General features: G+C 71.1%; 22 protein-coding genes and 3 pseudogenes. 7 read left to right on the forward strand and 18 right to left on the reverse strand.

Translation table 11 applies throughout. The features are described 5' to 3' along the window. Window positions 1-59: 59 nt before the first annotated feature. On the reverse strand, window positions 60-608 hold the full coding sequence (locus AC07DU_RS06115; RefSeq protein ID WP_479109813.1) for a MarR family winged helix-turn-helix transcriptional regulator: 549 nt from the start codon (window positions 606-608) through the stop codon (window positions 60-62). Between the two features lie 97 nt (window positions 609-705). On the opposite strand from AC07DU_RS06115, the gene AC07DU_RS06120 reads away from it, so the two are divergent. Then, window positions 706-2,016, forward strand: coding sequence for an SgcJ/EcaC family oxidoreductase (locus AC07DU_RS06120; RefSeq protein WP_479109815.1), 1,311 nt, complete (start codon window positions 706-708; stop codon window positions 2,014-2,016). A gap of 163 nt (window positions 2,017-2,179) precedes the next feature. On the opposite strand, the gene AC07DU_RS06125 is transcribed toward AC07DU_RS06120, so the two are convergent. Both AC07DU_RS06125 and AC07DU_RS06130 read right to left on the reverse strand, forming a co-directional pair. Further along, window positions 2,180-2,701 carry a P-loop nucleotide/nucleoside kinase family protein gene (locus AC07DU_RS06125; RefSeq protein ID WP_453370484.1) on the reverse strand — a complete coding sequence of 174 codons (522 nt, stop codon included), beginning with the start codon at window positions 2,699-2,701 and terminating at the stop codon, window positions 2,180-2,182. Between the two features lie 272 nt (window positions 2,702-2,973). Continuing rightward, window positions 2,974-3,177 (reverse strand): hypothetical protein, encoded by a 204-nt coding sequence (locus AC07DU_RS06130; protein WP_453370483.1) that lies wholly within the window; start codon window positions 3,175-3,177, stop codon window positions 2,974-2,976. 290 nt (window positions 3,178-3,467) lie between these two features. Between AC07DU_RS06130 and AC07DU_RS06135 the strand changes: the two genes are divergently transcribed. Then, a complete protein-coding gene (locus AC07DU_RS06135; protein WP_479109818.1) occupies window positions 3,468-3,698 on the forward strand; it encodes a hypothetical protein in 231 nt (76 codons plus the stop codon). Window positions 3,699-3,703: 5 nt separating this feature from the next. Next, window positions 3,704-4,744 carry a serine hydrolase domain-containing protein gene (locus tag AC07DU_RS06140; RefSeq protein WP_479109820.1) on the forward strand — a complete coding sequence of 347 codons (1,041 nt, stop codon included), beginning with the start codon at window positions 3,704-3,706 and terminating at the stop codon, window positions 4,742-4,744. A gap of 60 nt (window positions 4,745-4,804) precedes the next feature. On the opposite strand, the gene AC07DU_RS06145 is transcribed toward AC07DU_RS06140, so the two are convergent. The 4 genes from AC07DU_RS06145 to AC07DU_RS06160 form a co-directional block, all read right to left on the reverse strand. After that, entirely contained in the window at window positions 4,805-7,765 is a 2,961-nt protein-coding gene (locus AC07DU_RS06145; RefSeq protein ID WP_479109822.1) for a hypothetical protein, read from the reverse strand. Further along, entirely contained in the window at window positions 7,766-9,628 is a 1,863-nt protein-coding gene (locus AC07DU_RS06150; RefSeq protein ID WP_360893224.1) for an HSP90 family protein, read from the reverse strand. A 218-nt stretch (window positions 9,629-9,846) separates the two neighbouring features. After that, on the reverse strand, window positions 9,847-10,770 hold the full coding sequence (locus AC07DU_RS06155) for a hypothetical protein (protein WP_479109824.1): 924 nt from the start codon (window positions 10,768-10,770) through the stop codon (window positions 9,847-9,849). A 340-nt stretch (window positions 10,771-11,110) separates the two neighbouring features. Continuing rightward, the gene (locus tag AC07DU_RS06160) at window positions 11,111-11,569 is read right to left on the reverse strand and encodes an LIC_13387 family protein (RefSeq protein ID WP_479109826.1); all 459 of its coding nucleotides are present in this window, start codon (window positions 11,567-11,569) and stop codon (window positions 11,111-11,113) included. 177 nt (window positions 11,570-11,746) lie between these two features. Between AC07DU_RS06160 and AC07DU_RS06165 the strand changes: the two genes are divergently transcribed. Next, a complete protein-coding gene (locus AC07DU_RS06165; protein WP_479109828.1) occupies window positions 11,747-12,025 on the forward strand; it encodes a hypothetical protein in 279 nt (92 codons plus the stop codon). Continuing rightward, window positions 12,022-12,615 carry a hypothetical protein gene (locus AC07DU_RS06170; protein ID WP_479109830.1) on the forward strand — a complete coding sequence of 198 codons (594 nt, stop codon included), beginning with the start codon at window positions 12,022-12,024 and terminating at the stop codon, window positions 12,613-12,615. The genes AC07DU_RS06165 and AC07DU_RS06170 overlap by 4 nt, the downstream gene beginning before the upstream one ends. Before the next feature lie 1,034 nt (window positions 12,616-13,649). Here AC07DU_RS06170 and AC07DU_RS06175 read toward each other — a convergent pair. Further along, window positions 13,650-14,192: a winged helix-turn-helix transcriptional regulator gene (locus AC07DU_RS06175; protein ID WP_479036456.1), complete on the reverse strand. Its 543-nt coding sequence runs from the start codon at window positions 14,190-14,192 to the stop codon at window positions 13,650-13,652. Window positions 14,193-14,289: 97 nt separating this feature from the next. Between AC07DU_RS06175 and AC07DU_RS06180 the strand changes: the two genes are divergently transcribed. Next, entirely contained in the window at window positions 14,290-15,687 is a 1,398-nt protein-coding gene (locus AC07DU_RS06180) for an MFS transporter (protein WP_479109832.1), read from the forward strand. Between the two features lie 154 nt (window positions 15,688-15,841). Here the strand turns inward: AC07DU_RS06180 and AC07DU_RS06185 are convergent. From AC07DU_RS06185 to AC07DU_RS06215, 7 genes and pseudogenes are all read right to left on the reverse strand, one after another. After that, a pseudogene (locus AC07DU_RS06185) lies at window positions 15,842-16,327 on the reverse strand (MFS transporter); the annotation flags it as partial. A gap of 172 nt (window positions 16,328-16,499) precedes the next feature. Continuing rightward, on the reverse strand, window positions 16,500-16,964 hold the full coding sequence (locus tag AC07DU_RS06190; RefSeq protein WP_479109834.1) for a hypothetical protein: 465 nt from the start codon (window positions 16,962-16,964) through the stop codon (window positions 16,500-16,502). Between the two features lie 3 nt (window positions 16,965-16,967). Continuing rightward, window positions 16,968-18,329, reverse strand: a complete 1,362-nt coding sequence (locus tag AC07DU_RS06195) for a hypothetical protein (RefSeq protein WP_479109836.1) — start codon at window positions 18,327-18,329, stop codon at window positions 16,968-16,970. After that, entirely contained in the window at window positions 18,329-18,772 is a 444-nt protein-coding gene (locus AC07DU_RS06200) for a hypothetical protein (RefSeq protein WP_479109838.1), read from the reverse strand. Before AC07DU_RS06200 ends, AC07DU_RS06195 begins: the two co-directional genes overlap by 1 nt. A 385-nt stretch (window positions 18,773-19,157) precedes the next feature. Further along, on the reverse strand, window positions 19,158-19,838 hold the full coding sequence (locus tag AC07DU_RS06205) for an SMI1/KNR4 family protein (RefSeq protein WP_479109840.1): 681 nt from the start codon (window positions 19,836-19,838) through the stop codon (window positions 19,158-19,160). Between the two features lie 127 nt (window positions 19,839-19,965). After that, on the reverse strand, window positions 19,966-20,289 hold the full coding sequence (locus tag AC07DU_RS06210; protein ID WP_479109924.1) for a hypothetical protein: 324 nt from the start codon (window positions 20,287-20,289) through the stop codon (window positions 19,966-19,968). Continuing rightward, window positions 20,273-20,542, reverse strand: a pseudogene (locus AC07DU_RS06215) (transposase); the annotation flags it as partial. The gene AC07DU_RS06210 and the pseudogene AC07DU_RS06215, both read right to left, overlap by 17 nt. Between AC07DU_RS06215 and AC07DU_RS06220 the strand changes: the two are divergent. Further along, the gene (locus tag AC07DU_RS06220; protein WP_479109842.1) at window positions 20,465-20,842 is read left to right on the forward strand and encodes a LysR substrate-binding domain-containing protein; all 378 of its coding nucleotides are present in this window, start codon (window positions 20,465-20,467) and stop codon (window positions 20,840-20,842) included. The pseudogene AC07DU_RS06215 and the gene AC07DU_RS06220 sit on opposite strands and share 78 nt — an antisense overlap. A gap of 84 nt (window positions 20,843-20,926) precedes the next feature. Here AC07DU_RS06220 and AC07DU_RS06225 read toward each other — a convergent pair whose 3' ends face one another. The 3 genes and pseudogenes from AC07DU_RS06225 to AC07DU_RS06235 all read right to left on the reverse strand — a co-directional run. Next, window positions 20,927-21,325: a hypothetical protein gene (locus AC07DU_RS06225; RefSeq protein ID WP_479109844.1), complete on the reverse strand. Its 399-nt coding sequence runs from the start codon at window positions 21,323-21,325 to the stop codon at window positions 20,927-20,929. Then, window positions 21,322-22,170: pseudogene (locus tag AC07DU_RS06230) on the reverse strand (IS5 family transposase). Before AC07DU_RS06230 ends, AC07DU_RS06225 begins: the two are co-directional and overlap by 4 nt. 102 nt (window positions 22,171-22,272) lie before the next feature. Continuing rightward, window positions 22,273-22,672: hypothetical protein (locus tag AC07DU_RS06235; protein WP_479109846.1), on the reverse strand; the 400-nt coding region annotated here is incomplete at its 5' end.

Genomic DNA, 22,672 nt, shown 5'->3' on the forward strand with positions numbered 1-22,672 from the left:
TCCCGTCCGGGCCCGGCCGGGACGACGTCCGGGCCCGAGCCCGGGTATGACTGCGCGGCTTATCGGAGGGTGGGGACTTCGGCGTGGTCGCCGAGGGTCAGCAGGACGCGGCGCAGCAGGACGGTCAGTTGGTCGCGTTCGGCTGCGGTGAGTCCGGTGAGCTGGCGTTCCTCGCCGGTGAGGTGGTGCTCGACCAGGCGGTTGGTCAGTTCCTGGCCGGTGTCGGTGAGCGAGATCAGTACCCGGCGGCGGTGGGTGGGGTCGACGGCCCGTTCGACCAGGCCCTTCTCCACGAGGTGGTCGATGCGGTTGGTGAGCGCCGCGGAGCTGACCATTGCGGCTGAGCTGAGTTCGCCGGCGGTGAGGACGTGCGGGGGACCGGAGCGCAGGAGGGTGGCCAGGACGTCGAACTCCCAGGGTTCGATGCCCTGCACGGCCAGGTTTTCCTTGATCCCGCGCTCCAGCAGGCGTGAGGCGCGGGAGAGGCGGCCGATCAGCGCCATGGGGGCGGTGTCGAGGTCGGGGCGGACCGCGCGCCACTGTGCGGTGATGCGGTCGACGCCGTCGTGCTGGGGCTGCTGCGCCTGCTCGGGCTGCTGTGCGGTCATGACCCCACCCTAACATTTCGACATGGAAATATTTGACACCGCCGATGCGCGCTGCCTATAGTTTCGACATCGAAATTTTCGACGAAGGGGGAAAGTCGTGAAGGTTCTGCTCACCGGTGCCACCGGCTACATCGGCTCCGCTGTCACCGACCACCTTGCCGCTGCCGGCCACCAGGTCGTCGCGCTCACCCGGGGCGCCGAGCCGCAGCCCGGCCGGACCTGGCACGCCCAGGTGGTCGGCGACACCGCCGACCCGGCCTCGCTGGCCGGTGCGGTGACGCCCGAGATCGAAGCCGTGATCCACCTCGCTCCTCCGAGTGGCGACGTCGATGTCGACACCGCTGTCATCGAGGCGCTGGCCGCTCCGCTGCGCGGTACCGGCCGCCCCTTCGTCTACACCAGTGGCGTTTGGGTGCTCGGCGCCACCGGTGAGGCCCAGGAGGTGGGGGAGGAGACCCCGACCGACCCGCTCGGCATCGTCGGCTACCGCCCGCGGATCGAGCAGCGGGTGTTGGCCGAGGCCGCCGAGGGCGTGCGCGCGGTCGTCGTCCGGCCCGGCATCGTGTACGGCCGCGGGGGCGGCATCCCCGCCATCCTGGTCGACCGGGCCCGCGAGCAGGGGGTGCCCGAGTACTACGGGGAGGAGGGCGTGCGCTGGCCGATGGTCCACGTGGACGACCTGGCAGAGCTGTTCGTGGCCGCTGTCGAGCGGGCCGAGGCCGGCACCGTCTGGCACGGCGTGGGGGAGTCGGCCGTACCGGTCCGTGACCTCGCCCGGGCCGCGGGCCGCGCCGCCGGAGTGCTCGCCGCCCCGCAGGTGGTGCCGGTGGAGCAGGCCGCCGAGGTCTTCGGCGAGCTCTTCGCGGGCGCGCTGGCCCTGGATCAGAGCGTCAGCGGCGCCGCCGCCCGTACGGCTCTGGGCTGGCGCCCGGGCCGGCCGAGCGTGGTGGCCGAGCTGGTGTCCGGCTCGTACCGGCCGGTCGAGGTCTTCGGCGCCCCCGACGGTCCGCAGACCGACGCGGAGGTGGCCGCGATCCGCCGCCTCGTAGCCGAGGTTGAGCACGCCCAGCAGAACGAGCTGGTCGACCGGTTCCTGGGTGTCTTCCGCCGCGAGGACCCCGTGTGGACCACCGGCCACGGCAGCCGCCTGTCGGGCTTCGAGGAGATCGCGGCCTTCACCCGCAAGGTGCTGCCCGGTGCGATGGCCGAGTCCACCGCCGTCTACGACGTCGAGCGCGTGCTGTTCCTGCGGCCCGACGTCGCCGCGGTGAACGTCCGCCAGCAGCCGGTCCGCCCCGACGGCACCCGGATCGCCGACCGGCCCGAGGGCCGCCCGTTCTATGTCCTGGTCAAGGAGGACGGCACCTGGCGCGTCGGCGCCGCCCAGAACACCGTCGTGGTCGACTGACCCTTCCCGACCCCCGCCTCCACCGGCCGGCCCGGGGGGCACCGCCGCCCCCCGGACCGGCCGATTGGGGCGTACGGGGCCCCACCAGTGAGGCACTCCGCTTGTCACACATGCGCATGCAGCAGCCCTTGTGTCACCAGTAGCGGTGGCCGACGGGCGGACCTCACCTCTTGACGGCCTCCACGATCTGCAGGGCGGCCTGGGCGGGCGTGAGGTGCGTGGTGTCGATGACCTCGGCCTCACCGTGCAGCCACGTGCGGGCCGCCTCGGCGTAGGGCTCTAGGTAGGCGAGACGGAACGGGGAAGGACCAAGGTCCGTGTCCCCCTCGATGCGCCCGCGGAGGGTGTCCTGGTCAGCATGCAGGACGAAGTGCCGTACCGGAATCGCATGCTGGGCGAGACCCGAGCTGATCTCACGCCAGTACTGCTCGACCAGGACGGTCATCGGCATCACCAGAGTGCCACCGGTGTAGTCGAGTACGCGGCGGGCGGTCTCGACCACAAGCGGCCGCCACGGCGACCAGTCCTGGAAGTTTCCCGTCCAGGGCAGCCCCGGCTTGATGTCCATGAGCGTCTCGCCGACCTTTTCGGCATCGAACACCCGTGAATCCGGGATCAGCTGCTGCACGAGGGCACTGGTCGTCGTCTTGCCCGCGCCGTGGGTTCCGTTGAGCCATACGATCATGGAACCCACGCTAGCGCCGTGCGGCACGCGGGTGCTCTCCACCGTCAAGATCTGGTGAGTTCGCCTTCGAGGGTCTCGGTTCGGGTGGATCTTTTCCCATTGGGGCCCGTTGACGACGAGTACCCAGTAGGAGAGTTCATCGCGGTGCCCAGCACGACGGATCCGTGGCCAAGGAAGTCCAGGACGGCCTCATCGGGACGCTGATCAGGTGATCCGATTGTCATGGCGACATGCGCGTGACGGGCCCCGGCCCCGAGTGGCGGCTCGTCCGGTCAGGCGCGGAGGAAGAGGTCGCCGATGGTCCTGCGGTGCAGGCCACCGGACGACTGGGTGGGGCGGCGGGGCACTTCGCGCCCTTCGGCGAGCCACTGCCGCTCGAGTGCGTCGTAGATCGGCGTAGCGGAGACCTTCTGGGGCGTCCACTGCGGCGGAGGGTATTCGGTCCAGTCCGGGAGTGAAACGGTTTTCTGCTCCATGCCAGGGTCCAACGAGGTCGCTCGGCGGACGTGTCGGCGCGTGACCGTTCCGTCATGAAAGCGGAGCCGTTCGCAGCGCCCCGGTGGGGCGATGAGGGCGACGCCCCTGGCGCGTGCGTCAGCTCCCCGTGCGTCGCCTGACCAGCCGCAGGGTGAGCGCGCGAGCCCGGGCGACGGTTCAAGACGGGGACTTCGGGTGACAATCGGCTCCTGGGGGCGCTTCAGCTCTCGACATCCCCTCTCGTCAACTTACGTTGACGATCGACAGGGGAGTCAACTACGGTTGACTCATGACTGGAGTTGACATTTCGTCGATCACCGAGAACGCCGATCCCCTCGCAGCACTGCGCAAGGCAGCCGCGCTGCGCCGCCGTCTGGAAGGACAGGAAGAGGTCCTGGTGTACCGGGCGCGGGCGGCGGGGACGACCTGGACGCAGATCGCCGAGGCGCTGGGAGTCTCCAAGCAGGCCGTACACAAGAAGTACGGCGGCCGACGCCTGTTCGGCCGGACGGAGGCCTGACGACCATGACCTCGCTCCTCGATGACCTGGTACGACGAACGGCGGAGCGGCTCGGCGCCCGACAGCGAGGCGCCGTCGTCGTGGGTGCGCTGCGGGGCGGCGAGTCCGCACTTCACGGCGCGGACCCCGGCACGCTCTTCGAGATCGGTTCCGTCACCAAGACGTTCACCGCGCTGGCCCTGGCCCAGCTGACCGTGCGCGGCGTCGTGGGGCTGCACCAGCCGCTCCGCGACCTGTTGCCCCCCGACATCGCGGCCCCGGAACGCGGCGGTCAGGTCATCACGCTGGCTCACCTGGCCTGCCACACCTCCGGCCTGCCCCGGTTGCCCAAAGGCCTCCTGCCGCGCGGCCTGTTCCGGGCGGACCCCTACGCCGGCTGCACGGGCGAGCTCATGATGGACGGATTGCGGCGCACCCGTCTGCGGTCGGTGCCCGGTACCCGCTTCCGCTACTCCAACCTCGGCGCCGGCCTGCTCGGGCTCGCCCTGGCACGCCACACCGGCACCGACTACGACTCGCTCGTCCAGGCCGAGATCTGCCGGCCCCTCGGCATGACCGACACCCGCGTGGTTCTCGACCCCGCACGCACCGCACGACTGGCCGGCGGCCACTCCCGCACCGGCCGCCCCCGCCCACCCTGGCACCTGGCCGCCCTCGCCGGTGCCGGCGGCCTGCACTCGACCGTGCCCGACCTGCTCACGCTGGCCCGGGCCCAGATCGGCCCCGCCCCCGAAGAACTCGCCGAAGCCATCGCCCTCACCCGCACCACCGCCCACCGCATCAATGCCAGAGCCGCCAGCCATCCCGGCTGGACCTCGGCCCACCTGCCCCGCGACCGGCACCGGATCCTGTTCCACACCGGTGGCACCGGCGGCTACCGCAGCCTGCTGGCCATAGCCCCCGAACACCGGGCCGCAGTCGTCGTCCTCAACGCCAGCACCCGACCCGTGGACCGGCCCGGCCTCAACCTGCTCGCACAGATCATCGGCTCCGGACCCGGTCCCGGACCCGGTCCGGAGCCCGCCCCGGCCGCCCTCGGCGTCTGACCGGCCCCTGACCAGCGTCCGACCGGGGGCGACCCACACCGTCGTGAGCGTCGTCGTGGGCTACCGCTTCAGGTAGTCCTGGCGGAGGGCGTCGAGGATGTCAGCGGCCTCCGGGAGGCCGGCTCGGCGGCAGCGGGCGGCGGCAGCCGTCAGGCGCGCGATCGCCCCCTCGAAGCGAGCGAGGCCGTTGCCCTCGATCAGGGCCGCGATCCGGACCGCTTCGGCCCGCAGGACCTCACCGTGCTCGCCGCCCTCCTCGTGGGCGGCGATGGCCGCCTCCGCCTCGGTGAGGGCCTGCTCGAACCGTTCGGCCTCTGCCAGGACGCGAGCGCGGCGGTAGTGCACCGTGCCACGGCCGTGCCAGGGAGCGAAGTCCTCCGCGTCCTCGGGCACGGCGGCGCGGACCGCGTCGGCCTGGGCGAGCTGATCCAGGGCAGCGTCCAGGCCGTCGGCCCCCCGGACGAGCATGGTGAGGCGGGCGAACTCGCACATCATGTGGATGATCAACGACGGGTTCGGCGCCTCGGCGTGGGCCGCGACGGCCCGTTCGTACGCCGCCGCGGCCGCGTCCCACCGCTCGGCCATGGCCAGCGCCGTGGCCGCCTCCGCCGCCACCAGCGTCAGGACCTGACCGTCGTCCTCCCACGCGGCGACGATGTCCGCGAGCCGCAGGAACTCCTCGGCCGCCGGCAGGTACTCCCCGAGCTCCCGCAGTCCACGCGCCAGGGTCAGACGGGCTTGCGCGAGGGGTCGTTCGTCGCCCGCGGGCGCGCTCTCACCGGCCAGTACGGATTCCAGGACGGCGACCGCGTCGGCTTGCCGACCGCTGCGTGCCAGGACCTCGGCGAGCTGGAGCCGTACGTCGGTGGCCTCGTCGTGGGCGCCGTCCAGATCGAAGCGCGCGGCCGCCTCCGAGAGATGGCGCACCGCGCCGTTCACGTCGTCGAGGTGCGAGGCCGCGTGGCCGAGCAGGACGTACGTGGGAGCCACCGCGAAGTCCGTGTCGTCGTAACGGGCCGCGTCGGCGAGGGCCTGGTGCAGGAGTTCCACCGCCCGGGCCGGCTCGTCCCTGGCGAGCATCAGCTGGGCCAGCAGGGCGCGCGGGCGCGACCCGCGCCAGGGCCGTCCGGAGGCGTCCACGGCTTCGAGAGCCGCCAGCAGGTCGTCCTCGGCGCGTGCGGTGTCACCGCTGCGGCCCGCCAGGTCGGCGGCGAACTGCAGCGCGTTGGCCACGTGGTGGGGTACGGACAGCCGCTCCGCCTCCGCCCGCAGCGTCCCGGCGCGTGCCGCGAACCGCTCCGCGGCGGGCCCGGCGGTCTCCGGCAGTTCCCGTACCGCTTCCTGGTAGGCGGCGAACGTCGCGGAGTACAGCACGGTCAGGTACTCCAGCTCGCGTTCCGCATGCCCCTCGGCGTCCTTGCCCTGCGTCCACGGCGCCTGGGTCATGAGGTGTGCCGCCTCGGCCAGGGCTTCGTCGAGGCCGGCGCGGATCGCGTCCTGGTCCGCTTCGTCGTGCGTACTCAGCCACGCCAGGCTGCGGCTACGTGCGGAGAGGGCGTGCCAGGGCATGCCCAGGCCCTCGTACAGCTCGGCGGCGCGCTTCAGCTCGGCGGCGCTCTCGGTGTCGCGGTCCTTCCTGATGAGGAGGTACGCGCGCTGGTCGGCGAGCTCCGCCTGGAGGAGTTCCGCGGGGCCGAGCACGTCGTCGTGCGCGGCGCTGCCGTCGGCCAGGAGCTCCTCGACGCGGGCCCAGAGCCGGTGCTCCCCGGGGTGCCCGGCGGCGGCCAGGCGGCGTGCCTCGCGCACCAGGCTCACGAAGTCCTGGGGGACCGCCGTCCCGGCGGAGGCCGAGGTGACGGGAGCCGTGCTGACGGGAGCCCCCTCGGGTGCGGACCCCGCCGCGGGGAGCCGGGTGAGGGAGGTCCGCAGTCCGAGCGGCAGCGGCTCGGCGAGCAGCGGGCGCTGTGCGAGGCGCGCCCGGCGCCGGTCTCCCACGGCGGTGGTGGCGTTGCGCGCGTCGAACGCGGTGGCGAGCCGGTCCGCCTCGGAGCGGACGTGGGCGAGGAGTTCGCCGGCGGTCCAGTTGCGGCCGGGCGGGCCGGCGACGGCCGTATCGGCGTGTCCGTCCTCCGTGAGGCGGGCGAGCAGCACCTCGACGCCGGTGAGGAAGCCGAGCCGGGCCAGGGGGGCACCGGTCGCCTCGAACAGCGGGCGGTTCTCGGCGAGGATCTCCAGCCCCCGCCCCTCATTGCGGGAGAGGGCGCAGAACTCCAGGTGGAGCCCCACCTCGTCCTGCATGCCGGTGTTGCCCCGCACCTGGCGGTAGCCGGTCAAGTGGTGGGAGCGGGCCTCGTCGGCACGGCCGGAGCGCAGCAGTGGAAGCAGGGCGCGCGCCTGGCTCATCTGAGGTTCCTCGGTGCAGCCCGTCGCCCCGCCGAGGACCGGCAGCCACGTCTCCAGCGCCCCGGCGTCGTCGCCCGCGGCCACCCGGTGCCCGGCGAAGTGCCGTATCTCGCAAGCCTCGCAATCGCTGAGCTCGGTACGGGGGCGGGTGGCCCAGAGGTCGTAGGCGTCGGCGAGACCCTCACCCGTGTGGCGCGCGACGTGGTAGCCCATCGCAGCGACGGGCTGCATGCCGTGGCCGGCGGCGGCGTAACGGGTGCGCATCTGGTCGATCCACCCCCGGATGGCGGCCAGCGGCACCTCCGGCACCTCCAGCAGGGAGGTCGTCACCCATTTGAAACGCCAGAAGACCTGGTGCGCCTCCCACTGGCTGAACGATGCGGGGGCGGTGTCCCAGAGCTTGAGGACCCGGGCGAACACGACGGGCGACTTGCGGTGCTCGCCGGTGAACTCGTACGCCCCCATCAGCTCCAGCAGAGCGGTGACGAGGACATCGGGCTCGTCGAAGGGCTCGGCGGCCTCGACGAGTTCCTCGGCGGTGACGGTGCGCTGCAGGCCGTGGGGTCGCTCGTCGTTCTCGCGGAGTGCCTCGATCACGGCCTCGGGAGTGTCCAGCATCTACAGTTCCTTCCGGGGCTCGGAGCCGGGTGCCGCCGTGCCGGTGTGGTGCATGGCGTGAGTGAGCAGGCCGATGAAAGCCCGGTTGAGCAGGGCGCTCTCGCTCGCCCGCAGGGGGCGGCGGCTGAGGAGCAGGGCCTGGCCGTAGAGCGCTTCCGCGGTCGTGACGGCGAGTCCCCGCTCGGCGATCGTGATCGCCTGGCGGACCAGCGGGTTGAGGTGGTTGAGCACGAGCTGGGCGCGCGGCGTCTCGTGGCGCAGGGAGCCGAGGATGTCGGCCCACAGGCCGTCGCTGTCGGCGGCGAGGCTCGACCGGGTCCGCTCGTGGCGCGCCTCCCGGTTGTCGAGCAGCAGGGCGGGGGCGGTGACGGGCTGGAAGTCGCGCAGGACGACGTCGCAGTCGTGGACGCCGATCGTCTCGCGGGCCACGGCGAGGAAGGCGGCCGCGCGCAGTTCGGCGGACGGGTCGACGGCGTCGAGGTGGGCGGTGACCGTGGCCGGGTCGAGGTCGGTGACGGTCGTGCCGGGCCGGATCTCCGGCAGGCGGTGCACCAGGTCGCGGTCGTAGGTGTAGCCGCCGTTGATGACGCCGAGGCCGGCGGCGGAGGCGATGGGGGCGACCTGGCGGAACTCCTCGACGCTGCGGGTGACCAGCAGGGTCGGGTGCGTCCGCGCGAACTCCTCCAGGGTGACGTTGCCGTCGGTGGTCTCGAAGGGGAGCCACGGCAGCACGATGCGCAGCAGCTCGTCGTCGTAGCGGGCGAGTGCCTTGACGGCGAGGTGGTGGGTGTCGATGAAGCGGTGCAGCAGGGAGGGGTCGCTGGCGGCGAGGCCGGTGAGCCAGTCCCGGATCCGGTCGCCGAGGGCGTCCCGTACGGCGGACAGGGTTCCGTCCTCGTACAGGGCCTCCCGGGAGGCGGTCGGCCGCAGACTGGTCGTGTCGACGACGCAGCGTACGAAGAAGGCCCACTCCGGGAGCAGTTCGGGGGCCTGGTCCGTGAGGAGCATGCCCTTGAGGTGCACGCGGTGACCGGCGCGCTGTGCCGGGCTCACGGACGTCGGCAGGACGTACGCGACACCGCGCAGACCGGCGGCCGGCAGGTCGAGCTCGATGGAGTCGAGGGGCGTGAAGTCGAACAGGCTCCGGCAGTAGGCGGTCATCGCCTCGCGCCGGGCCAGCGGGGAACGGTGGGCCTTGTCCCACGGTGGTGTTTCGTTGACCTGGTGGGTCTCGCCGTGCGGTCCGAGGACGGTGACCTCGTAGCGCAGCAGCCCGCCGTAGTGGCGGGCCAGGGAGACGACCTGCTGCGGGGCGGTCCACTCGGCGTTGTCGGCGCGCGGGGTCAGGCGGACGGTGGTGCCCGGCTCGGGCACGGCCGAGGCGGGCAGGGTCCGGATGGTGTAGCGGCCGTCGGAGTGGCCCCGCCATTCGACGGCGGGCGCCGCCGGGTCGGCCGCGGAGCGGCTGAGCACCGTGATCTCATCGGCGACGACGAAGCAGGCGAGCAGCCCGATACCGAACTGCCCGATGAAATCGCCGCGTGCGGCGTCGAGGCCGGAGCCGTCCAGGGACCCGTCAGGGGTCCGCTTGGAGCTGCGGCCGATCGTGGCGAGGAACCGGTGGACGTCGGCCTCGGTGAGACCGATGCCGGTGTCCGTGACGGTCAGGGTGTCGCCGGTGCGCACCGTGATCGTGGCGGGTGAGCCGGGGGCGAGGGCCTGCCGGGCGGTGATGGCGTCCACGGCGTTCTGCAGCAGCTCGCGCAGGTAGACGCGGGGGCTGGAGTAGAGGTGGTGGGAGAGCAGGTCGACCAAGCCGCGCAGGTCGACCTGGAAGGTGTGGGCGGTCTCTGAGTTGGGCACCTGGCGAAGTCTTTCGGTGGGCCCGCGCGGGCGTCGCAGTGGCGCGGGCGGGCGGGTGTGAGCGGACGGGCGGTGTGCGCGGGCGGCGCGGCGGGGTGGCGCGCCCGAGCGGTTGGCTGGGCGCGCGTAAGTGGCTTGCCGGGCCGGCGAGTTGTGGGCCCCCGGTTCGGCCTTGGACCCGCGGGCTTGGACCCGCGGGCTTGGAGCCGTGGGTGGGGTCAGCGCCCGGACGACGAACGCAGTCGACGGTAGGCGGCGGCCGGATCAGAGCCGTCCAGGTAGTACCAGGGGAACTCGGTGACGCGGCCGTCGGTGAGACGGAAGCACTCCTGTGCGCCGTCGCGGTCACCCGCCAGTGAGAACGCCATGGCGAAGGTGTTCAGGACCTGGACCCAGGATCCCCGGCGGGCGAAGTCGGGGTGCCGGAACGAGTGCTCGGTGGCCGACCGGAGGGACGCCGTCACCTCGGGCTGGCGCATGTAGGCGGCGTCCGGTCCGGAGTCGAGGGAGAGCCAGTGCTCCAGGTGCGCGATGGCCACGAGCTGGCCCAGCTGCGTTCCTGCGGGGGCGCCGAACGCGGACGACCGGGCGAAGGCGTGCATCTCCTCGTGCGAGCCACCCCACTTCTCGCATACCTGCTGCAACTGTTGCTGGTGCGCCGCCAGATGCTGCGGGTCGCGGCGTACGGTGGCTTCGAAACGGCGTCGCGCGACGGTCTGCCCGACCTCCAGGCCACGGCCGCTGACCTGGAGCCCGTACCACGGCGAGGTCCACTGCGGCTCGCGTTCCGCAGCCTCGTACAGCCGCTGCTCGGCCGTGCGCAGCCGCGCGTGGAAGACCTCGAACTGCTCGCGCGAGACGTCCTTCGCCCGGGCGCCGGTCCGAGCTTCCCACCCCCAGCTGATGTGGCGGATGCCCGCCACGAGACGGGGCAGGGCGGAGTCGGCTTCCGCTTCGACGACTCCGTCGATCCAGCGCTCCACTCCTGCGGTGTCGCCTACGGCCCACAGCAGCTCGGTCCGGTCGTCACTTTCCGAGCGCGCTTCGAGCACCTCGCGCACGGCGCTCCAGTCCGCGCGGGCGGCGGCCTCCCGCACGCGCCGCACGTCGGGATCCCCCGAGTCCTCCTGCACGCGAGCCACGGGCCTGCCGGCCCATTTGCCTAGCGTGACCCCCCATTGACGGAGCAACGTCATGCCCCCACCCCTTGATGTGTTCGAACGGGGAGCGCGTTGATCACCTCCCATGGGGGTAGTGACTATCACGCCCGACCGACAATCGCACACCCGTTTCCCGGCGCGAGGCGGTGACGGGGGAAAGGGTAGGTCGCAGCGCCCATCCGCGGGACCGGCCCAGCGTCAATGACGGACCGTCAGCAGCCTTGACCGGCAAGCGCGGTGCGGGTCGCGGCCGGGCAGTTGGGCTGCCGACGCACGGGCTCCGGAGGCCACCGCCCGGCATCGACGCCCGCCGAGCCCGCGGTCAGGGCGCCGCCCGGCGCAGGGACAGGGCGAAGGCGCAGCTGGTGACGGTGAGGACGACGATCGGCGGGAGGGGCAGGAGGAGGGCGGATATCGCCAGTCCGACGATTGAGGCGGCGAGAAGCGTCCACCCGAAGGCGGTGCGCCGCTCGACCAGGGCCGGGGAGTGCCGGACGGCGAAGTGGGCGAGGAAGGCACAGACGATGACGAACAGGGCCATGACGGAGCTCATGCCGTTGACGAGATCGAGGGTGCTGCGTTCCAGGCCCAGCAGCGTCATGCTCGAGGCCCGCATGGCGGCCGAGGAGGCCTCTTGCTGCGGGGTCGGGTCGCCCAAGGCCGCTGCGGCGGCTAGGGCGAGGTGGCCCGCACCCAGCACCAAGAACCCGTTGGCTCCCACCTTGAAGGGGCGCAGCGGCTCGGGCTTGTGTCTGGGAAGGGACGGGGCGGTCGTGCTCATCGTGACTCCTTGAGGTGGGCCAGATCTACCTCTACACCCGTAGAGGCTGCGAACTCTACACCTGTAGAGGTGATACGAGTCCAGCCGCACACGTCCTCGATGCTGCCGATCTTCCGGCGGCGGCATTGGTGTCAAGGGATTCTTGACAAGTCGCCCGTGTCAAGGTTTCCTTGACGCATGTTGATCTTGAAGGCCCGACTCCGGGACCTCTTTCCCGCCACTGCGTCCAGCGCCGCCGTACTACCGCTCGCCGTGAGCCTCCCGGCCATGGCGGTGATGTTCGGCGGCCGGCTCGGCACCCTGGCCACCGTCGCCCTCACCGTCGGGAGCCTCGTGTGCATCGCCCGGACGGGCGCGCTGGCCGCCAGGGCGGCGGCGCACAACCACGCCGAGCAGGCGCGCCGCGACGAGGCAGTCCTCGACGCCCTCGAACCCCTTTCCGGACTGCGCCGATGAGCGACGAACCACTGCTCCGCCCGGCGGAGATGGACCGGATCCGGGAAGGGATCGCCGCGGCCGTCCTGGGCGCCCCCGACGGGCTGGCCGACTCGCTCGAACACGATGCCCACGGCTACCTGCGCCTGCTGGACGCCTCACGCGTCGGCGCGGAGGAGGCCAGCCGGCTGCTGCGCGAGGCCGTCCAGGGCGCCAGGGCCGCCGGCCACAGCTGGGACACGGTGGGCCGCGTCCTGGGGGTGAGCCGCCAGGCCGCCCAGCAGCGCTTCGCGGGCAAGGGCGCGGGAGCGGGCCTGTCGGCACCGCTCGCCGAGGGGCCGAACGCTCCGAAGCGCCGCACTCTCAGCGGGTTGACCGCGTTCAACGAGATGGCCGCTCTGGAGGAGGCCGGCCGCGACGGATGGCACATGGTCGGCTATGGCCCCTTCTTCCACGAGGTGGAGGCGTCCGGCTATCCCTGGGAGCACTGCCGGGTGACGCTCCCCTCCGGCGCGCGGCATCGACGACTGGAATCAGAAGGATGGATCCCGGTCGGTGCGGGGTGGTTCCCGTGGCGCTACTACAAGCGGCCCGTCGCCCCGAGCGTCTAAGGCGGTTCTCCCGCCGTCGACCCGGCCTTTGCCCGGCAGTTCCGACTCACCGTCAGACGGGACTTCTCGCTTCACACCGGCTGGGTGAATGCGTGGGTCCGGACCGGGTCGAGGTGTAGTTCGTACGGCCCGGTGCAGTCCGAGGCGAGCGTGGCAATGCGGGCTCCGCAGGGACAGGCTCGGTTCGGCCCTTCCGTTCCGTCGGGGCCGCAGCATCCAGTGCTGTTCTCCCAGCCGGGCAAAGGCTGCAGAACGGACGCATCGTCGGGGTGAAGAACGATCGTGTTCCGGGGGCCGGCCGAGATGACGAAGCCGTCCTGCGTGGCCCTGACGAGCCCGCGGGGCTGGGACGGTACTGGGTTGTCTTGGTCATCCTGCGGGACGAACGGCGCTCCCCACGCCTCGGGTTCGATCGCGTAGCAGCCCTGGGGGACCGTAGGCGGGGCCTGTCGGGCTCCTTGGGGCCGGGCAACGTCGAAGCCTGGGACGGTCGGAATGGTGGGCAGCGCTGTCAAGTCCGGCGTGAGTGCGTTGCCGCATCTGGAGCAGTAGAAGACCGTCATGGGTTCTGTTGTACCTGTGCATCGTTGCGTTCTGTATCCCATTCCTCGATCGGAGCGGGAGCGAGCGCTGCGGCGGGTCAGCGGGGACTTACGAGGTCATGGGCGCGGCTCGATGAGCTGCGGGACCGGATGGATGCCGGTGGGAGCCTCATGGCACACACCCATGCGCCAGCGCCAGCGCCAGCGCCAGCGCCAGTGACGTCCGCGGCGCGCCAGACGCACATTGCCCGCCCGCGTCCAGCGCTGCGGCACCGGTGACGCCGAGAGAGGCGTCTCGCGCGCCACGGCAGGTGAGCATCGCTCCGGAGGAGGCCGCCCTGTGCCATCTGGTCCCGTGCGTGAACGGCGCGACGCGGGCCCCGGCGTGCCCACGCGCTCACCTGGACAACGCCACCCGGTGGAGCTCAAGCTCAGCCGCCGAGACCTTCGACGGCCAGGGGGACGCCGCCCCCGCGGTCTTGCCGTAGCCCCTCAAGAAGCACTCGGTGCGCGGCCTTCGAGCGGTCCGGCCTGGTCCCATCCAGGCGCCCGCACGTCGATCGTGAGACTTCCCGGCGCGACCTCCTCACCGCAGGTCCGGCACGTCGACGCCAGGTCGAGGTCGTGCTCGACGCCGTGCGCGGACCCGGGCCCGCCGCGATGCCGGACGGCGACCGGCGGAGTGTCCACCGCCCAGCGGTCGCCCCAGGCCAGCAGCGCGCGCATCACCGGTGCGAGTTCACGGCCGGCCTCCGTGAGGTGGTACGCGAAGCGCACGGGGCGCTCGCTGTAGGCGCGGCGCTCGACCACGCCCGCCTCTTCCAGTGCGCGCAGCCGGGCGGCGAGGCGGTCGCGCGGGGCGCCGGTGTTGCGGACGATCTGGTCGAAGCGCTGGTTGCCGTAGAAGATCTCGCGGATCGCCAGAAGGGCCCAGCGTTCGCCGACGAGTTGCAGCGCGGCTGCCACCGAGCACGGCCGACCGGGCACTTCGGGGTGGGGAACCGGGTTCCCGCCCTGCTTCTTGTTCGAGGTCACGTCCCCATCCTCTCCCGACTCCGTTGTGTTTTCAAACGCACCCCGCTAGCCTCCGATCATGATAGTTGGAAATTCAAACCCACTAGGGGCCCGAGCCGTGTTCGCGACGGTCGCGGCCTCGGTCTTCATGTCGAACCTCGACCTCTTCATCGTCAACGCGGCCCTCCCCGCGATCGGCCACTCGTTCGGCGGCAGCGGCCTCGGCTCCCTCTCCTGGGTCCTCAACGGCTACGCGATCGTCTTCGCGGCGCTCCTCGTGGTCGCCGGCCGCGTCGCCGACCGCTCCGGCCACAAGCCGGTCTTCCTGACCGGACTGGCCGTGTTCACCCTCGCCTCGGTCGGCTGCGCACTCGCTCCCGACGTCGGGACGCTGGTCGGGGCACGCCTCGTGCAGGCCGCCGGCGCAGCGCTGCTGATGCCGACGTCGCTCGCGCTGCTGCTCGACACGACGGCCCCCGAGAAGCGCGCCGGGGCCGTGCGGGCCTGGGCGTCGATCGGCGGGATCGCGGCCGGACTCGGGCCGGTGGTCGGCGGGCTGCTGGTCGAGGCCGGATGGCGATGGGTGTTCATCGTCAACGTGCCCGTGGGGATCGCGGCGTTCGCGATCGGCCTCAAGGCGCTGCCGTCGCCCGAACGCGTCGGGGCCCAGAGGAGCCCGCTGCCCGACCTGTTCGGCGCCGCCCTTCTCACCGGATCGATCGCCACGCTCGCGCTCGGCCTGGTCAAGGCGCCTGACTGGGGTTGGACGAGCGCCGCCACCCTCGGCGGCCTGGCGGGCGCGGTTGTGCTCGGCGTCTGGTTCGTCCTGCGCTCAGCGCGCCACCCCGTGCCGATCATCGAGCTGCCGCTGCTGCGGGTTCCGGCGTTCGCATCCGCCGCGGCCACCCTGACGCTGTTCACCGTCGCGTTCGCCGGAATGCTGCTCGGCGCGGTGCTCTGGTGCCAGGACGTATGGGGCTACTCCGCTCTGCGCACCGGCTTGGCCATCGCGCCCGGCCCCTTGCTGGTGCCACCGGTCGCGTTGCGGATCGGGCCCGCCGTCGCCAGATTCGGTGCGGGCCGCATCGCGATGGCGGGAAGTGTCCTGTTCGCGGCCGGCATCCTGTGGTGGGCCGCGACGCTCGACTCCGGCTCGTCCTACACGGCCTCGCTCCTGCCCGGCATGATGCTGACCGGCCTCGGCGTCGGCATGACGCTCCCGGTGCTGACCGGGGCGTCGGCGGCCGCCCTGCCGCCGGCCCGCTTCGCCACCGGCTCGGCCATCACCTCGATGGGCCGCCAGATCGGCGCGGTGCTCGGTGTCGCGATCCTGGTCGGCATCCTCGGCACCCCGGCCCCCGGACAGGCTGCCGCCGCGTTCCGGAACGGCTGGTACGCGATCGCCGTGGCGGCCCTGCTCGCCGCGTGCGCGACGGTCCCGCTCGTCCGCACGGCGCGACCGGCCGCCACCGGGACGGCCGCCGACGCCGAGGTCGCGAAGGCCAGCGCCGCCTGAGAAGCGGCGAAGGCGGAAGGCATCGGCGGCGAGAACAGGCGGAGCTTCGGGCGCCGGGCAGGAGCCGCCAGCGCTCCGGGCCCGCACCTGCCTCGCCTGCCCGCCTGCCCCGCCTTCGGGGCCTTGCGGCCGATGGGGCAGCAGAGCGACGGCCAAGGGCGGCGAGGACGAGCCACGGCACGGCCGGCGGGAGGCCCAGGTCGAGCAGGGAGCCGGTGGCTGAGCTGCCCAGAAAGGACGATGAGACCCGAGACGGAGGACAAGGCCCCGGTGTAGAGCCCGAGGCGGCCGGCCTCGGCGAGATCGGGCACCCAGGCGCGGGCCGCCGGGACGATCAGCATCTGGCCCAGCGTGAGCAGGAGGACGTAACCGGTGGCGGGCAGCAGCCCGGCGATGCCCGTCCATCCGGCGGGTCGGGCGGCGGCCACGACCGTGAAAGCGGCGGCGATGAGCAGCAGTCCGACGGCCATGGAACGGCGCAGGCCGAGCCGGTCGCCTGCCCAGCGGGTGACGGCGAGTTGTGCGCGCACGGCCCGAAGGGAGGCCAGCGCGAACACCAGGACAGCGCTGACTGGGAGCCGGTTGCGCGCTGCACCTCCTCGGGCAGGGCGAGGTAGAGCTGGTTGTAGGCGAGCAGATAGTTCCACTGTGGCCCGTACCACCCCAGGGCGGGCAGCCAACCGAGCTGCACCCCGATGACCGAGGCGAGTACGGAGGCCAGGAGGAACTCGGGCAGCGCGGACAGGCCGCGCACTCATGAATGGTGATCACGAGCGGGCCCGGGTGCAGCGAGTGTGGCGAGCCCGGGCTCCCTACTTTTCCATGAGTGGTTCCAGGACTACGGCACCGGGCAGCGCCTTGGCCATGTCGTGGGCGTAGACCCCGGGCCGTACCCAGATGAACCAGTTGCCGGCGGCGACGATGGTGTGCCGGTACGCCCCGCGCCCTGTCGCGATCGAGTCGCCGATCTCGTCCCGGCTGTATCGAGACGTGCTCAGTACGGAGATCTCGTTGACGACGGTCGTTGCACGGTGCTGTACCTCGCAGGTGGCGTCCGAGCCGAACTGGTTCTTGTTCCGCAGGGTCACCTTGCAGTCGAAGCCGCCTTTCGCCAGGGCGGCGATCACGTCGTCGACCGACGCGTACTCGGGACCGGTCGGCACCTCGCTCGGCATCGGCGTCAACGGCTCGGGCCCCCGCTCGCCGCCGCCGAGAGCGCAGCTGCTCAACGCCAGCAACAGCCCCATGAGCAGCGGGACGGACTTCCGTGTGCGCATGGATCAGTTGCTCCTCGGCGGACGGGGCGCCGGTCCCGGGCTGGGGGAGGGGGTGCCGGGTTCCGCGGGGCCCGTTCCCGTTCCGGTGTGCGGGCCGCCGCCCTCATGGTAGATCGGGTCGACGGAGACGTGGTGTCCGGCCGGGGTCTGCGATTCGAGCTGTCGCACAGCGGTGGCCCGCTGCTCGTCCGTGAGCGCATACCAGGCCATCGCGTCGTCCAAGTGCGACTCCACCTTGTCCCAGTTCTCGCCCCGGGTCCTGATGTCGCCGCCCCGGTCGCCCGACTCGTCGCCGTACTGCTCGTTCAGCTCCCGGACGCCAGGGGTATCTGCCGCGTACAGGGTGAAAAGCTGCTTGTCGGTCCTCGCCCCGTAGGGGTTCTCCTGGATGTCCTTCAGGTGGTAGGCACTCATGCGGATGTTCTCGTCGGGGTTCTCCTCGATGTACTTGGTGAGTTCCGCGTCACCGAGGCTCCCGAGGAAGGTGCCGTCCGGAAGCGTGAATGCCCTTCGGTTGCGCTCCATCACCTCCCGCGCGGTGTCCGGCTTCATGTGCGTGATGCCGAGGGATTTGTCGGGCTTGAGTGACTGCTGCAGCGTCCAGTCGAAGATACGCCCCGCCTGCGCCAGCGGGCCGGACAGGCCAGGGCTGAAGTTCTGGTACCACTGCTGTTCCTGCCACAGGATCGCCAGCAGCAGCTTTCGGCTGATGCCCGTCTCGGCAGCGGCCCGGTTCAGCGCGGCGAACTGGGCCGGGGAGACGTTGACCGGGTGCAGGCCGTCGGTGCCGCCCGCCAGAGCCAGGGCGACGGCGAGCGGGGAACCCGGGGTCAGGGCCTCCTTGGCCAGCTTCGGGTCGGATACAGCGGTGAGGCCCTCGATCGTGCGCAGGGCGCGTGCCGCCTCCACATCAGCCTGGGTCGCCTTCCGCAGGGCGTCGACGATGATCCCCTGTGCGTGGTTGACCGGTTCGAGGTGCTCGGTACTGCCCTGCGGGACCAGGACGGGGCGGGACAACTGGACCCGGCCGCTGTCGTCGACCTTCAGATCGCGGCTGCGGGCGTAGTCCAGGGCGCTGTTCAGGTCCCGCTGTGCCGCCTCGATCGCCGCGGCCAGGTCGTCGTAGACCTTGGCCATCGCGCGCAGGGCGAGCGCGGACGTCTCGTAGTCGCCGGCGTGCTTCACGAACCGTTCCGTCGCGGCGCGGCCGGCCTCGCCGACCCAGTACCGGCTGACCGTACGGGCGACGTCCTCGCGGGCGTAGGAGGCGAGGCCGTCGCACTGCTTGGCCACGGCCACCGCATCGTCTGCCGCGGTGCGCCACTTCTGCGGGTCGGCCTGCTTCAGCTCGGGTACGGAAACCATCAGGCGTCCTCCAGCACGCCGCCGGCCGCGCGCAGTCCGTCGGCTATCGCCCTGTCTTCGGTGGTGATCGCGTTCGTACCCGTGGTCAGGGCGTCAGCCGCGCTGTCGACGAGGTCCGCGAGCTCCCGGAGCCTGCGCTGCCAGGCGCCCACGCAGTCGTTGCTGGCCGACCCGGCCGCCCACCCCGCGTGGCTTCGGCCCACGGCCTCGGCGTCGTCGAGCGAGGACTTGCCCCGGGCCCCGGCGTTCGCCGTACGGATGCCGGACGCCTTGGAATGCACGGGAGCGTCCACGAGGCCGAGGTCGGCATTCCCCGGCGCAGGGGCCGGGGACGCGGAGGCACTCGGCTGGGGAGTGGGTGCGGGCGACGGCCCGGCGGAGGCGAGACGCATGGCCGCCTCCCCCTTCGACCGCGTCCATTCCGCTTCGAAATCGAACGTCATTTCCTCAGCTTTGCACATCCGATTGCCCGTACTGCCCCCTTTTCTGACAGAACAGCAACTCCGGCTGTGGGCGCGGAGGCCGGACCCAGTGGCCGTTGGTTCCGGTCCCCCCTCACCGAGGCAAGTTGCTGCAGGGCGCGGCCCGGCCCTTCCGTGTGCATGCAACAGCGTGACCGTCTCAGGGGGCTGGCTCTGCTCGTCTGCAGGTGTTCCGCGGTCACCGCTCTGGTGGTCCTGCCAAAGGAGCGAACCGCCGGCCGGGTGCCGCATCGGGCACCAGCACCGCAGGACGTGGAACGCGCTCGGGCCAACCGCCACGCTAAAGGGCCAACTGCCACGCTCATCCTGTCGACGGTGCAGCGCCGTGCCACGTCAGTGCTCAGCGTCAGGCGGGCTGGTGTGCAGTGAGTTCCGCCTTCTGCAGCCAGTCGATGTACCAGTGATTGAACGTGACCGGCTTCGCAGCCTGGTCGAGGAGTGGACGGAGGTCGGCGTCGTCTGCCCGGGGGTCTGACCAGACGGTGCCGCGGTAGGTGCCGCTGATGATCAGCCACTCCCTTTGTGCGCAACCGAGGTGGGAGATCACGATCGCGCCGGCGGTGCGCTCGGGAGCGAACATCAGGGCGTCCCAGCGTTCGTCCCACGCTTCGACGGCGTCGTCGAAGTCCTCGATCTCGTCGAAGTCCTCTTCTTCAGGACGAACAGCGAGAAGTGAGCTGAGGGCGTCGGGATCCGGGCCGTGGTCGGGAAAGGGCTGAGCGAGCATGGACAGATCGGCCAGGTCGGCACCGTCTCCTTCCCAGCGCCAGCGGCCTTGCACACGGCGGATGGGGAAGAGACCGTACGCCGGACCCGCGCCACCGGCTCCCACGACGGTGAGGAAGCTGCGGTAGTCCTCCGGCAATCGCACGCCGATCTGCGCTTCGAGTTCGGCAAGCTCGTCATCCGTCAGGGGGTCTTCGAGGACCCACCTGTGCCCGAGCGAACCGAACACCATGCCGCTCGACGGCTGGGCGCCCAACGCGATCACACGCTGACGGACCCCGCTCCACTGCTGATCAACCATGCGCAGACCGTACGTGGAGCCAGTGACAGCGATACCAGCCAGGTCACGTAGCGCGCTGCGGGCCATCTAAGACGCTCTCACGGACCACCTAAAGCACTCTGGGGCCAACCAGGTACGCAGCCACGAGTCAATGGAACCAGACGACAAGGCGCACGTTCTCGGCCCCGTGGACTTCGCTGAGGATGCGCATGACGCTCCAGACCCGACCCCAGTCGGTGTCGATCCCTGCGGCTGATGCACGCGTTCGTGTGCCTGAGGCGTCGGTCTCCTGCCAGTCCGTGGTGTCCAGCTCGGCCCAAGTCAGCCAGGTGGTCCCGTGAACATCGTGGGGGCCGCCGTAGCCGGCGAACTCACCTCGCAGCCCATCCGAGGCGTCGTCCGGGAAGCCGCGATCTTCCGCGAGGGGACGGAATCCGTAGGAGTTTCGCACTCCGCGCGAGAAGGAGCTCATGCAAACGGGGCCAGACGCCAGCCTCAGTCCAGTCCCGGAGCCGACGCCAGGCGGTCACTCCTCAGCAGCCAATGACGTGGATGGGCACATCGAGCCAAGCCACGCCTTTGCGCAGCACGTAGACGATGCCGGCGAGTGCGACGCGGTCCGATACCGGCAGTCGTCCGGGGTGGCGATGGCGTCGGGCAGGGCGAGTGGGGAGAAGCGGAGCTATGCGCTCCCAGAGATCGTCGGGAACAAGGTCGGCAGACACGTCGGAGAGTCTGCCGGACGCGTTGTCAGACCTTGGCCGCGATACCGGTGTCGAAGCATCGCCGCCCAGCTCGCCCTCGCACGGGCCGGTCTCGCCACGGCGCTCGTCCCCCGGACGGCCATCGATCCGACCACCCCCGGCATCCACACCGCACCCCTCGACGGCCACCCCATCCGGCGCTTGCTGTTCGCCGCGACGCGTCACACCGAGACCGCGAACCCGACGACCACGGCACTCATCGCGGCACTGCGCACCGCGGCGCGGCAGGGTGGCCGTGCCACGGGCCTTCAGGAAGATTAGCGACGTCTTTGGATCAGGCCATGGCGCCTGTCTCAGAGTGTGGTTCGTGAGGTGATGTCCGTTTCCAGATGAGGTGGGTGCGGGCTACTGCTTCCTGGTGAAGCTGCCGACGTCGGCCTCGGTGAGGATGTAGAGCTTGACCAGGCGTTTCAGCTTTGCGCGGGTGCCCTCAATGTTCCTCGGCAGCAGTTCGTGGTCAAGGGCTTCGCGAATGTCCCGGGCTCGTAGAGGTCCGGTCGCGTCGTTGAAGACGCTGAGGATGCGGGGGTAGTCCGGGTGCTCGGGCAGGTCCGGTGGGCCGGCCGGGAGCCGGTCGATGAGGCCGGTGACGGTCTCCCGCGTGATCACGAGGTGTTCGAGACGGGTCTCGACTTCCCGAAGGCGGTTGTGCAGTTCGGCGATCTGCCCGCGGAGGTCGTCGGCCAGGGCCCGGGCGGCGTCTTCCTGGATGCCGAGGGCATCCAGGAGGGGCTGAAGGTTCACGTGGTCACCGTGAGCGGGTCGCGCCAGGTGGGGGTGTTTTCTCCGGTGAGCCGGCGGGCCATCACGTGGATCATGGCCCAGTAGACGCGGGAGGCCGAGGAGGCCGGGCGGTGTTCGTAGTCGCGGACCAGGCGCCGGTGCAGTATCAGGATTCCGTAGGTCTGCTCGACCCTCCAGCGCTTCGGCTGCGGGACGAAACCGATGTCCTGCGGGTTGCGTTGGACGATCTCCACGTCGATCCCGAGCGTGGTGCCGTGGGCGACCACGGCGGTCTTGAAGCCCTGGTCGACCAGGGCTTTCTCGACGGTGTTGCCGGTGTTCTCGGCAACTTGGCCGAGCAGAGCGATGCCGACGGTGTTGTCGTGGACGTTCGCGGCGAGTACGACCACCGCGATGACGAGCCCGAGCACGTCCACGGCCAGGCCCCGCTAGCGGCCTGGGACTCGTTTCGCGGCGTCGTGGCCGGTCGTGGAGGCGGGGACCCCGGCAGCGGCGTGAACACTCTGGGTGTCCAGCACCACCAGGGTCGGGTCCTCTAATCGGCGGGCCCGTTCGCGGACCTGGCAGCGCAGGAGTTCGTGGATGACCTGGTCGGTCCCGTCGTCCCGCCAAGCTGCGAAGTAGTAGTACGTCGCGCTCTTGGGCGGGAGGTCGTTCGGGAGGTAAGCCCACTGGCAGCCGGCCCGGCCCTGGTAGAGGATCGCGTTCACGATCTCCCTCATTGCATAGGCGCCCTGGTGGCCGCTGACCGAGCGATGCCGGCTCTTCCACGCCGTGATCACCGGCTCGATCAACGCCCACTGCCCATCCGATAAGTCACTCGGGTACGGCTTGCGTTCAGTCACCTCATCACATCACCAGATCGACGACTGCGAGCCGCGGGGTTCTGTCGGCGCCCACACCATCAGGCGACGACAGAACCACCCGAAGACTCACGAACCGCCCTCTTAGTAGCCGCTGACGCAGATGGGTCGGAATTCTCTGCCGAACAGGTCGTTGACTGTCTGCTGATGCTGATCGGAGGTCAGATTGTGCCGAGCCTCCACTGCCGGTCCGTCTTGTTGCACCCAGATGGAGGCAAAGCGGGGTTCATTGCCGTAGCCGCTGACGCAGATGGGTCGGAATCCTCTGCCGAACAGGTCGTTGACTGTCTGCTGATGCTGATCGGAGGTCAGATTGTGCCGAGCCTCCACTGCCGGTCCGTCTTGTTGCACCCAGATGGAGGCAAAGCGGGGTTCATTGCCGTAGCCACTGACGCAGATGGGTCGGAATCCTCTGCCGAACAGGTCGTTGACTGTCTGCTGATGCTGATCGGAGGTCAGATTGTGCCGAGCCTCCACTGCCGGT

The sequence above is a fragment of the Streptomyces sp. NPDC045695 genome (genome assembly GCF_056432025.1).

Coding starts and splice junctions, on each gene's coding strand:
- AC07DU_RS06115 (WP_479109813.1), bottom strand. CDS start 608: ATGACCGCACAGCAGCCCGAGCAGGCGCAGCAGCCCCAGCACGACGGC.
- AC07DU_RS06125 (WP_453370484.1), bottom strand. CDS start 2,701: ATGATCGTATGGCTCAACGGAACCCACGGCGCGGGCAAGACGACGACC.
- AC07DU_RS06130 (WP_453370483.1), bottom strand. CDS start 3,177: ATGGAGCAGAAAACCGTTTCACTCCCGGACTGGACCGAATACCCTCCG.
- AC07DU_RS06135 (WP_479109818.1), top strand. CDS start 3,468: ATGACTGGAGTTGACATTTCGTCGATCACCGAGAACGCCGATCCCCTC.
- AC07DU_RS06140 (WP_479109820.1), top strand. CDS start 3,704: ATGACCTCGCTCCTCGATGACCTGGTACGACGAACGGCGGAGCGGCTC.
- AC07DU_RS06145 (WP_479109822.1), bottom strand. CDS start 7,765: ATGCTGGACACTCCCGAGGCCGTGATCGAGGCACTCCGCGAGAACGAC.
- AC07DU_RS06160 (WP_479109826.1), bottom strand. CDS start 11,569: ATGAGCACGACCGCCCCGTCCCTTCCCAGACACAAGCCCGAGCCGCTG.
- AC07DU_RS06165 (WP_479109828.1), top strand. CDS start 11,747: ATGTTGATCTTGAAGGCCCGACTCCGGGACCTCTTTCCCGCCACTGCG.
- AC07DU_RS06170 (WP_479109830.1), top strand. CDS start 12,022: ATGAGCGACGAACCACTGCTCCGCCCGGCGGAGATGGACCGGATCCGG.
- AC07DU_RS06190 (WP_479109834.1), bottom strand. CDS start 16,964: ATGCGCACACGGAAGTCCGTCCCGCTGCTCATGGGGCTGTTGCTGGCG.
- AC07DU_RS06195 (WP_479109836.1), bottom strand. CDS start 18,329: ATGGTTTCCGTACCCGAGCTGAAGCAGGCCGACCCGCAGAAGTGGCGC.
- AC07DU_RS06200 (WP_479109838.1), bottom strand. CDS start 18,772: ATGACGTTCGATTTCGAAGCGGAATGGACGCGGTCGAAGGGGGAGGCG.
- AC07DU_RS06205 (WP_479109840.1), bottom strand. CDS start 19,838: ATGGTTGATCAGCAGTGGAGCGGGGTCCGTCAGCGTGTGATCGCGTTG.
- AC07DU_RS06210 (WP_479109924.1), bottom strand. CDS start 20,289: ATGAGCTCCTTCTCGCGCGGAGTGCGAAACTCCTACGGATTCCGTCCC.
- AC07DU_RS06220 (WP_479109842.1), top strand. CDS start 20,465: ATGGCGTCGGGCAGGGCGAGTGGGGAGAAGCGGAGCTATGCGCTCCCA.